Origin of the sequence: Actinomadura sp. KC345, from assembly GCF_004348515.1 — a bacterium.
Lineage (GTDB): Bacteria > Actinomycetota > Actinomycetes > Streptosporangiales > Streptosporangiaceae > Spirillospora.
In genome coordinates, this window is record NZ_SMKH01000263.1 from 1 (window position 1) to 11,029 (window position 11,029).

The window sequence follows — 11,029 nt, forward strand, 5'->3', positions numbered from 1 at the left end:
GGCCTGGTGTTGCGCGGGGGGCTGGTGTTGCGGTGCCGCGTGCTGCTGTGCGGGGGCGTGGTGCTGCGGCGCGGCCGGCGGCTGGCTGTGGGCCGGTGGCTGTGCCGGTGCCTGCGCGGGGTGCCGGGTGTCCTGCGCGGGGGCCTGTGGTTGCGCAGCCGCCGGGCCGGCCGAGGGCGGCTGCTCGGGAGCCGACGGGCGCGCGACGGCCGGGGCGGGCTCGGTGACGCCCAGGTTCGCCAGCAGTTCCGACATCCGCAGCCGGCGGCCGGTCACCCGCACCTTCGGATCGAAGGTGTCGCCGCGCTCGGCGAAGAACCCGTGCACCAGCACGGTGAACCCGCTGCCCGCGAGGCCGTTGGCCAGTACGGCGACCCCGGCGGCCGGGAGATCCTCGACGAATCCCGGGGCGAACATGAAAGCGGCCGGTGAGCCGACCCGCCCGCTCTTGGACAGGTCGCGAAGTTCTGCCGCGGAGGCGGCGTCGTAGACCGCGGGGAACCGCCCGGTCTCCCGCAACTTCCGCGCGACGCCAGGGTCCCCCGCCACGACGAGATTCGGGGCAGTTGCCATCACACAGTGTCCTCAGCGCTCTGGTTGTCACCGGCCGGCGAGGCGACCGGACTCTCTACAAGCAACTGTGCGGACAATGACGGCTGCCGCCAGCCCTGGATGCCGGACTGTCTCCGTGAGAGCTGAACCAAACTGGGAGATGACGACGCATGGTCAACCTGAGGTCCGCATTCGGGCGAATCACCGGGACCAGTCGTGCGGGTCGTTCCGAGGCTGATACCGCCACGATGTGGACGACACCGTACGCGTGGCGGACGGCCGACGGCGTCTACGTCGGCTACAACGGCGAGGTTTGGATGTACCGCACCGTGCGGCTTTCGCCCATGAAGTGGGAAGACCCGGCGGAGCAGCTGTCGATGGCGGCGCCGTTGTCCCGACTCCTCGGCGACCTCGGCCGGACCTCCCGGCAGCCCGTGGGCGGGCTCGCGACCCTGTCCAACAACCGGCAGGTCCACCTGGTCTCGATCACCTGGGACGATCTCGTGACGCCGCCGGCGGAGAACACCGAGGAGCTGCGCAACTACCAGGCCGGTGCCTTCGGTTTCCTCGCCCCCAAGCGCGTCCTTTTCGTTGGCGTTCAGTTGCGGTCGTCGCTCATGGACAAGGCGTCACGGACCGGCAAGGGCTCGCAGGGCGGGCTGTCCACGGTCAAGGCGTTGACGGACATGCTCAAGGACTCCATGGCCGACGACGTCCCCGACCTGGCCGACTACGCGAAGGACATGGAGCACATCTCCTCGATCTTCGACCGGACGGACGCGCAGCTCCCCACCCGGCAGGAACTGGATCAGCTGGAGTCCTGGTACAACCTCGGGCGCGGTCCGGACGCCGTGATCGAGGAGATGCCCACGCGGCTCGGCGTCACCGGCATCGGCGAGCTGGAGATGGCCGCGGTCATGCGTTTCGACCAGCCGGTCATGCCGTCTCCGGAGGCCCAGTGGGCCCTGGACGTGATCAGCCATCCCGGCGACGCGCCGCATGTCATCTCCATCCGCGCGGAGCTCGAACCCGCGAACCTCACGCGGGCGCGGGCCCGCCGGGCGCAGCGCCGGATCATGTCCAACATGGAGGAGGAGCGCAAGACCCAGGACCTGGAGAAGGTGGAGCTCTCCCAGACCTTCCAGCAGGCCAAGGAGGTCGAGGACTACCTGGCCCAGTCCAACCAGCCGATGCTGGCGCGCACCAGCTTCGTCATGGCGCGGGAGGTGACCGACGCCACCGAGACCTACATGGAGTTCCTCGGCCAGTACTACGGGATCCAGATGAAGGCGCTGGAGCACCGGCAGATCCCGGCGCTGGAGGAGACCCTGCCCTGCTCGTCCGTCCGCGTGAACCCGTTCCTGCAGGACGTCAACGTGCCGATGGTCTCTCACGCGGGCCTCCAGGCGTTCTCCGACCTCGGCGACGACGCCGGGGTCTTCGGCGGCCTCATCGACCCGGACGGCACCCCCTACTTCGTCGACCCGCTGGGCGCCCCGCGCAAGAACCTCCCACCGGTCTTCGGCATCTTCGGAGACCCGGGCAGCGGGAAGACCTTCTTCGCGCAGTCCGTCGCCACCCAGTCCGCGCTGAACGGCCTGCCCGTGATCTTCGTCAACCCCAAGGGCGGCGACTCGCTGTACGGGATGGTGGACTACGTCCAGAGGCTGGGGATCCCCGCCGGGCGGGTGTCGATGTCGGCGCTGGAGGAGGAACCGGGGGCCTTCGACCCCTTCCGGTACTCGCCGCCGAGCATCGCGGCAGAGATCGCCAACGTGCACATCCTGTCCGCGCTGGACGACTCCCGCGACGGCCTCTCCCTGTCCGAACGCCTCGCCCTCGGTTCCGGGCTGAAACGCGGCGCGCTCAACGGGGCGCGCTGCGTGTGGGACGCGCTGAAGTACGTCCCCGGCGAGGAGGCCGAACGGATCCGCAGCCTGGTCGAGCAGCAGATGGAGGCGTCCTCCATGTTCTCGCTGGGCATCGCGATGAAGCCGCTGCCCCGCCTGGACATGTCGCAGCGGCTCACGCTGGTCGACTTCGACCGGGAACTGGGCCTGCCCGAGGGCAAGACCCCGAGCGAGTACTCGGTGTCGGAGCGCATCGCGCTGGCCGCGGTGCGCCTGGTCATCCGGGCCTCGCTGGAGATCCTCATCGCCAACCGGTCGGGCGTCCTGATCGTGGACGAGGCGTGGACCTTCCTGTCACAGGCTGAGGGCCTGGCATCGCTGCAGCGCATCTCCCGAGAGGGCCGGTCGCTGAACATCATGCCGGTGTTCCTCACCCAGCGGATCGCGGACGTGGTGACCAAGGACCTGGAGTCCTACCTGAGCCGGGTGCTGGTCCTGAAGCTGAACGAGAAGCGGGAGGCCGAGACGGCGCTGAGCCTGTGCGGTCTGCAGCCCACCCCTGAACGGCTCGCGCAGATCCGCGAGTTCGGCCCGCTGCCGCCTGAGGAGGGCAGACCTGCGCGCTGGGCCCGCGGGATCTTCCGCGACCTGTTCGACCGACATGCCCAGGTCGTCCTTGGCCCCACTCCGCCCGACGCGGCGGAGGCATACAGCACGAACCCGGAGGACCGCCGCAAACGCGAGGAGGTTCGCGCGCAGCGCGAGGCGGCCGAGCGGGCCGAGTACGAGGCGATCGTCGCCGCGACGCAGCAGGCGGAGCAGGCGCTGGACGGGGGCGACCCGTCCGGGCAGGAGGCTCCCATCACCGCCGCGACGCACCCGGGAGAGCAGACGCGGGAGGAGAACAATCCATGGCTCGTCCGCTGAGGTCGCGAACGGCCTCGCGCCGTCCGGCCGGCCCCGGCGCCAAGGCGCGCGGCGGCCGGCCCGGCGGAAAGAGCCGTTCCGGCACGAAGAGGCCGGGCGGCGCCGAACGCGACGGGAAGCAGGGGCGTCCGAGTCCGCGTGCCGGCCTTCAGCTGGTCGTCTGGACGCTCGTGCTCACCGTCTTCGGCGGCCTGGCCATGCTCTCCGGGCAGGCCGAGGGATTCATGTCGGGGAAGGAGACGCCGCCTGTCTCGTCCGCGCCTGTCTCGTCCGCGCCGGGGGCCCAGGGCCAGGTAGGCGCCGATGGGCGGCTGCTCGCGGCGCCGATGGACGTCAGGAACAGCGACACCGACTCAAGCGGTTCGGCGTGTGACCGCTACGACGAGAAGCGGGGCTACCTTCCGCTGCACCGGTGGACGTCGTTCGAGCTGTTCGTGGTCGACAACGCCAAGATCTTCAAGACCCAGCTGTTCGTCTCGATGATCTCCAGCCTGATGTTCATGGCGGCCGCGCTGGCCTGGCGCATCATCGGCAGCCTGATGGGGTTCGGCTACTCGTTCGACATGATCTGCAGGGCCGACGAGGAGATCAACTCTGTCGCCTTGAGTTTCACCAAGTACGCGTCCTATCTCCTGATCCCGGCATGGCTGTGGGTCCTGGCGGCGGTGATCAAACGGTGGACCAGCGGCGGGCGGCAGGGGGCCGCGTCCGGCCTGCGCCTGATCATGGTCTTCCTGATGGCGACCGGCGTGATCTTCTACGTCGGCGACCAATCGCAGGCGGCCGAAGATGCCGGGGACCCGATGGCCTACCACACAATGCCCCGGATGGCGAAGGAGGTGCAAGGGTGGTTCGGCGCTGCGACAGATTCGCTCATCGAAATGCAGCAGGTCGGGAGATCTACGGGAGAGGAGTTCACCGACGGCACGACGGGGAGGAACCCCGTATTCTACGATACGAGCCCAACGAGCGAAGGCGAAGGCGACGTAGGGGAAACGGGAAAGATCACCTGCGCGAGGCTCGACGAGACGCTGTACAACGAGTACCAATCGGTCAACCAGGACAGTTCGCTCGGTGATGGCACGGTGGCGCTCGTGCAGGTGAGCAAGATGTGGGAGATCTCCCTCGTCCGCTCTTGGCAGGCCGCGCAGTTCGGCGAGGGAACTCGGAGATATCCCTCCCCTGCCCATGCCTCCTGCCGCTGGCTCGAAATGAACGCGGACGTCTCCACCACCAACAAGTTCGTGGCCTACGACCTGGCCGCCGGGCACAACCTCACGGACAGTGACGATGACGGGGACAGGAATTCCGTCACCACAAAAGAGATGATGCGCGGCTACTTCATCGATCCTGCCGCGGACGAGCAGTCCATCGTCGTGACCTGGGGTGCCTGCAAGGGGAACGACGGCGGGCAGGGCAGCAGCACAACGATCAAACAGTGGAAAGACACTGTTGACGACCGAGACCAGGCATGCGCAGACCTCTACAGCAGCGAAAAGGACGAACCCGACCAGTCAAGCGGCACCGATCTATGGGTCATCTGCCTGCTGTGTGACGACGGACAGGTCGGCGCCTTCTATTTCAACGGCGATGACGAACTCAAGGACAAGCTCGGAGACTGCTACAGGGATCGGACAGATTGCCGTTACGACTGGAACTTCGTGGCCTCCTGGCTGGGGAAGAACCAGGCTGAGAGGCTCACTCAGGGCCTCATGTCGATGATCGTCGCCTTCATCTTCCTGTTCGTCATGGGGCCGATGTCGATAGGTATGACCGTCGCGAGCGTGGGTTTGGCCGCATTAGTGATGATCATGCCGCTCACCCTGCTGCTGATCGCGGCGGGACTGCCACAGGGCAAGCGAATACTCAAACTCACCGGGGCGGCGGCTGCGGGTGACTTCCTCTTCACCATGGGCCTGACGTTCATGGTGATGCTCACCGACACCACCTATTGGGCCATCAGCGCGACCATCGGGGAGGAAACCCCGAACTTCTTCGAACAGGTCGCCCAGGGCGCGGCTCCACTCGTGGCGCTGTACATGTTTCGGAAGATCAGCCGCATCCTCGGCGTCGGGGACATCTCCAGCACGACCGGGGCCACCGGCTTCGCCACGGCCATCGTGCTGAAGTCCAGCGGCGACCGCCAACTGTCGCGCAACCCGGGTGACCTGGTGTCGAACAGGCTCGGCCGGGTCGGCGTGGGCAAGATGCGGCTCGGCGCGCTCGATGAGAGGTCGCTGCAAAGACGCATGGTCAACAACCCCGCGACACGGGCCATGGGGCGCCTGGCGAAACGCGGCATGAAGCGGGCCGGCCACGAGGTCGCGGAGGTCGCCAAGCCTCTCACCGACAAGGCGAGGGACAAGTTCGACGGCGCCCGCATGCGCCTCGCGCAACTCGGCGCCAACCTGAAGAACAAGGCCGCCTCGGGATCGCCCGGTGAGCGCGCGGCGGCATACGGCGGGGCGACCGCCGCTCTTGCGGGGCTGACGATGATGGCGCCGCCGGCGGTACTGGCAACGCTTCCGCTGATGGCCATGACCGGTGGTGCCGCGCTTCTGCGGGGCAGCCAGGCGGGGATGGCCCGCGCCGGTCTCGGCACCGAAACGAACGCCGCGGGCATGCCCATGACCGACAACGCCGAGACTCGGACGGGTCTGCGGCAGGCCGAGGATTGGCACCGCAATATCATCCGGGTCCGCAACCCGGAGAACCGGCGGGAACTGGAAGAGGGCCACGCCGTGACGGGGCTGGATGCGTTGCGCGCCCGGCAGTGGGGTGAAGGACTCGAAGGCGGGATCGACCCGGACTTCAAGGGGTTCGTCAACGACGAGGAGAAGATGCAGGCACTCGTCGCGATGGCCAACAGGACGGGCTTGGACCCCGACCAGATCATGATGGGCGACCACGGTCTGGCCATCCCCGTGCCGATGCCCGCCGGCAGGGGCGGCGGACAGCGATTCGAGCCGGGGACCACCATCGAGCAGGCGTCGAACCCGGTCCACTACCTCGACAGGCAGACCCTGCGACGCAGGATGGTCGACGGCGTCGAGGAGGACGACAACCAGTACACCGCCCGGATCACCGCGCAACTGAGGGAGCGCGGCTACGTCACCGACGATGGACAGTTCGTCGACGTCTTCGCCGCCCACGGATTCGATACGCGCGTTCCCGAAGTGCGCGACCGCGTGGCGCGATTCGTTGAGGGCGGCAAGGACGAAGAACTCTCGAAGATCATCATCAGCCCACGCCGCTCGGAGGACGCGGCCGTGTCGGCGTCCCGGGAGTGGGCCAGGGTCGAGGTGCCCCTTGAATACCGCGGGGCGCGCGATCTGGAGGCGGTGGGCAGTGTGATGGCCTCCGCGCGCCAGGAGATCGGCGACTTCGGGCAGATCCAGGTGCGGATGCCGGACGGCGGCTCGGGAACGGCCGGGGAACTCCAGCGCCAGTTCGAGCAGCAACTCCGCAGGATGGGGAGTGTTCTGGCGGAGACCCAGCAACTTCACGACAACCACGCCGCGGGTTTCGGAGGTGACTTCGAGGCGGAACTCGACCGGTTGACCCGCGCGCAGCAGAAGCAGGCCGCGGCCATCGACCGTGTGGTCGCCGAGTTGCAGGACGCGATCAAGGCATCCTCGAGTGCGCGCGACCTATGCGATGTCAGGGTCCAGATGGCCAATCCCAGCGTCGCCATGGATGCTGACGAACTGGCACGGGTCGTCGACCAGGCCAGTGCGAAGACGAACCAGTCGCAGCGGGAGTTGCGGCAGGAGCTCGACAGGCTGGTCGGCGCCCTTTCGCGAACGCCGAACGGCGCGGCCGACACCGATGCCATGGTGCGTTCCCTCGACGATCTCGGGGATTTGATCAACAAGCGGGTCGCCACCGAGAAACGCGACAATCAGAGGGTCATGGACAGTGTGGACGACCTGCAGCGCTCCCTCGAGAACGGCAGGCGGATGACCCAGGTGGACCCGCGGATGGCGTCGAACCGTCCGATCAACATGAAGGACGAGCTGAAGAAGATGTACGACCGCGACCGCGACCGCGATGACCACCAGGACCGCGAGGTCAGCAGAACGTAGCGGAAGAGATCCGGAAGGGCCCGAACAAGGTACCGGCCGCCACCCCTGGGGGTGGCGGCCGGTCGGTTGTGGGGCGGTCGTGTCGATGAGCCTCAGCTCTCGCCACAACCGAAGCGCCCCTCGTCTTCACACTCCACGGGCTCCGCGTGGTGATCCCGGATCGCCTTGTCGAACTCCGCGGCGTTCTGGATCTGCGTCCACTCCGTGGCCGACACGCCGAACGTGCCGTCGAGGGTGAGGACGCCGTTCTCCAGGGTCCCGGTGTAGGCGGAGCGAGTGTCGCTCAGCCCCGTGAGCTCGACGTGGCCGTCGGTGAAGGTGCCGCCGAACGGCTCCTCGTCGTCCTCGCCGAACGGCTCACCGTCGTCGTTGAAACGGACCCAGACGTGGGTTCCGGTGATCTGGCCCGAAGGCCCGACGGTGAACTCGAGCTTGGCGAGCGACGTTTCGGTCTCGGCCGTGAACATATAGTTCACGGTGGTCTCGGCGCTCCCGCTTCCTCCTGTGGAATTGGGTTGGTCGTCGTCCGCCCCTGTCAGGGCGATCACCCCGAACACGGCCAGTACGGCCGCGGCGAAGGCAGCGACGACGACGATGACGAGATTGCGCCGACTATCCGGCGTCTTGGTCGGCCGGCTATCCGGCATATCGTGGATCACGATGATTCCCTTCGTAAGGCGCGAAGGGCCGGATCCAATCCCGGCCCCCCGCGCGCCTCATATGGCGCGCACAGAGCCGGGTGGCTCTGTTTGTTCTTCTCTGAAATTATTCCCTGCTTGCGTCATGTTCGCAAGCGGATACGCGTCGGTAGGTGAGCTCGAAAAGCGTTCGCGTGAGGTGGGTTTCCCCCGTGCAGATTCGTTCTCCTCGCGACTGTCAATGATCATACGGGGTATGTCAGGTCGCCATTCTCGACCCAAGGTCGAGAATGGCGAGATGGTACCCGGGTGATCGCCCTGGGATCACCTGTTGTTGGCGTTGACCCAGCCGCTCCAGAAGGCGCTGCTGTAGGCACGCTCCACTCTGGATACGTCCGATCCCGTGTTGGTGTGCACCTTGTACCCATTGGCGAGTTGCATGGCCACGTGACCGGAATTCGGTTCCACCAGATCCCCGGGTTTCAGCTGACTGAACGGGATCTTAGTCGTCCAGCTGTGCGTTCGGAGGGTTTCGGTCGTGGGGGCGTTGCCGCTGTACAAGCCCGGGATGGCACTGCGATAGGCCCGGGACACGAAGCTGGAACAGTCGGCCCATTCGGGGTCGTTACGAGTCGGGCCCTTGCTCGGCTCGGTGTTCATAGTGTAGGACCAGCCGAGGTGAGTCAGTGCCCACTTGATGGCCTTCGCGGCCTCCGGAGTGCGAGCCTGTGCCACCGAATCGACGCACAACTTGTTGATACCGATCTCGGCGGCGCCCTCCCGCAGGGTGTTCCTCGGAGCCTCCTTCGGGCAGCCGTCAGGCCCGACCTCCACTTGCACAGGGCCCGAGCCGTCCGACGTGCCGCCCCCACCGTTCTCGAGCGAGCCGATCAGCTTGCCGGCGCTGTTGAACGGCGGAATGACACCGCCGAAGAACCAGGCGTACTCGACCGCCACCTGCGAGAGGGGAAGAGTCACGCCTTCGTTGGAGCCGAGCTGGCTCCATGCCTGGCCGGCGTCCGCGGCGACCGGTGCGCCGATCGGCTTCAGGGGACGCAGTGCCAGCCGGGGGATGACCAGGGTGTCCTCGCCTACGACCGGCGGCGTCTCCGTGTTGGCATCCTCCCTGCCCTGGTAGTACTTGCTCAGACCCGAGAGGTTGGCGGAGTGCGGGCTGTCGCCCGCGAGGCCCGAGGCGATCTGGGCGACGGTGTTGTTGAACCCCGGTGCCCAGGACCCGATCCGGCAGGCCGGATCGTTGCTCGGGTTGGTAAGGCCGTGGGCTTCCTCCACGGCGTCCAGCTTCGGCCGCCACTCGGAGTACACCGTCTCCATGGACGGAGGTTCCGTCAGTTCCGCGAACTCCGTCGCGTGCGGAGCGGCGTCGGTCAGGAACTGCGTCATGACCTGGGTGCACTCGTCGGTCGCCTCGTATCCGTTCCGGCCGGGCCCGATCAGCGCGAACAGGTCGAGGTCGGTGCCCATGGCGATCCCGAGCTTCTCCCAGCCTCCGATCATCGGCTGGAAGACCCCGAGCTCATCCGGCCGGTCCTTCGGCGGAGTCTTCTCGACGGCCAGCACCATCTTGGCGGCGCCGGCGATGTTGCTCTCCACGTCGCACCGATCCGTGACCTCGGCCTCCTCCGCCTCATCCTTCGTCATCGGGAAGATTCCCTGCGGCTCTTCCTCGTCAGCGTTGTCGCAGTCTTCGGTCTTCCACTTGCTCGCCCCGTAGCTGACCGACAACGCCTCGTTGACGAGGGTCTGGATCGCGGCGGCCCGGTCCTCCTGGATCGTGTACTTGAACTCCTCGCCCTCGTACTCGCCGTCGGTGACCAGGTAGAGGTCCTGGATGCGGGTGGCCTCGCAGCGCCACACCGAGATGATCTTGAAACTGATCGACCACGGCTCCTCGGGGTCGTCCGGCGGAGGTACGGCGCATGCTTCCCCAGGTGCACCGCTGCGGTCCATGAAGATCCCGGAGGTCTCGATGACCATGCTCCAGTACTTCCGGGCGTTCTCCTGGTCCTGCTCATCCCCGTGCGACTTCCATTCGGGGCTCTCGGGGTCGGCGTGGACACGCCTCGCCGTCTTCACGAGTTCCCGGGCGACGAAGAACGAGGAACTGCAGGGGTCCTGGGGATCGAGACCGCCGCCCCGCATCTGGGCGGCGGCCGCCGGGGTGAGCAGGTAGGGACCGCTTCCCTGGTCGTCCTCGCCGCCGATCTCCGGGTCGGGATTGGGCACCGCGCAGCCGGCGGCGGAAAGGCCGGTGCCCCCGTCGGCCGTGGATGATCCGGTGTTCGCGTTGGAGGCGGTGGGCGGTGCCTCGGCGTCGCCGCCCGGTGCCGCCCCTGGGACGTCGGCGGGCGCCGCCCCCGGGACGTCGGCGGGCAGGATCGTGGCGCCACCGTCCCCGGTACGGAACGACGCGGGCTGCATGTTGCCGCTCGGTGGACGCGCCGCGGCGGCGCTCCGCATCTTCCCGATGACGCCGTCGACGTACTCCCAGACGGTCGGATTGAAGTCACACGCGGCAGGGCAGTCGTTCCACCTCTCCGGCTGGTTTCCCCAGCTTCCCGTGAAGTGCTGGGCCGCGACCTGCTGCCACTTCCCGAACTGGTTCCACTTCGCGATGATGTCCCGTTTGGCTCGCTTGTCCTGGATGGGCGGAGGGGCGTCGCACGCGGTCGCGTATCCCTCGTAGTTGTTCCACGTGCTGCCGATGTACTGGTAGGCGCCGCAGGCGGTGCTCGCGGACGTCCCCGCATTCGCCTGGTAGTCGCCGTTCGACTCGTGCATCCGCAGCGCCCACAGGAACCAGCCGAGTTGCTGGCTGAAGTTGCCCTCCGGAGGCCTTTCGTGCCCCTCGGAGCCGGGCACGACGGCGGTCGAGCCCGGGCCGCTGACGCCCTCGACCGGCCCTGGCCCGGCGCCGCGGGTGTTGCTGACGTCCACGTTGACGCCGCCTCCGCCG

At 67.5% G+C, this 11,029-nt stretch carries 4 protein-coding genes and 1 pseudogene; 2 read left to right on the forward strand and 3 right to left on the reverse strand.

The features are described from left to right. Nucleotides 1–573 (reverse strand): annotated as a pseudogene (locus E1281_RS31160) (hypothetical protein); the annotation flags it as partial. A 227-nt stretch (nucleotides 574–800) separates the two neighbouring features. Between E1281_RS31160 and E1281_RS31165 the strand changes: the two are divergent. Both E1281_RS31165 and E1281_RS31170 read left to right on the forward strand, forming a co-directional pair. Then, the gene (locus E1281_RS31165) at nucleotides 801–3,329 is read left to right on the forward strand and encodes an ATP-binding protein (protein ID WP_165959189.1); all 2,529 of its coding nucleotides are present in this window, start codon (nucleotides 801–803) and stop codon (nucleotides 3,327–3,329) included. Next, on the forward strand, nucleotides 3,314–7,414 hold the full coding sequence (locus E1281_RS31170; protein ID WP_131883295.1) for a hypothetical protein: 4,101 nt from the start codon (nucleotides 3,314–3,316) through the stop codon (nucleotides 7,412–7,414). The genes E1281_RS31165 and E1281_RS31170 overlap by 16 nt, the downstream gene beginning before the upstream one ends. A 92-nt stretch (nucleotides 7,415–7,506) precedes the next feature. Here the strand turns inward: E1281_RS31170 and E1281_RS31175 are convergent, their stop codons facing one another. Together E1281_RS31175 and E1281_RS31180 are read right to left on the reverse strand one after the other, a co-directional pair. Continuing rightward, on the reverse strand, nucleotides 7,507–8,073 hold the full coding sequence (locus E1281_RS31175) for a hypothetical protein (protein WP_131883296.1): 567 nt from the start codon (nucleotides 8,071–8,073) through the stop codon (nucleotides 7,507–7,509). 303 nt (nucleotides 8,074–8,376) lie between these two features. After that, the coding region (locus E1281_RS31180) for an NlpC/P60 family protein (protein ID WP_207943595.1) at nucleotides 8,377–11,029 on the reverse strand (2,653 nt) is incomplete at its 5' end.

What these genes read in the sequence shown, in the direction of transcription:
- E1281_RS31170 (WP_131883295.1), top strand. Translation starts at nt 3,314, where the DNA reads ATGGCTCGTCCGCTGAGGTCGCGAACGGCCTCGCGCCGTCCGGCCGGC.
- E1281_RS31165 (WP_165959189.1), top strand. Translation starts at nt 801, where the DNA reads ATGTGGACGACACCGTACGCGTGGCGGACGGCCGACGGCGTCTACGTC.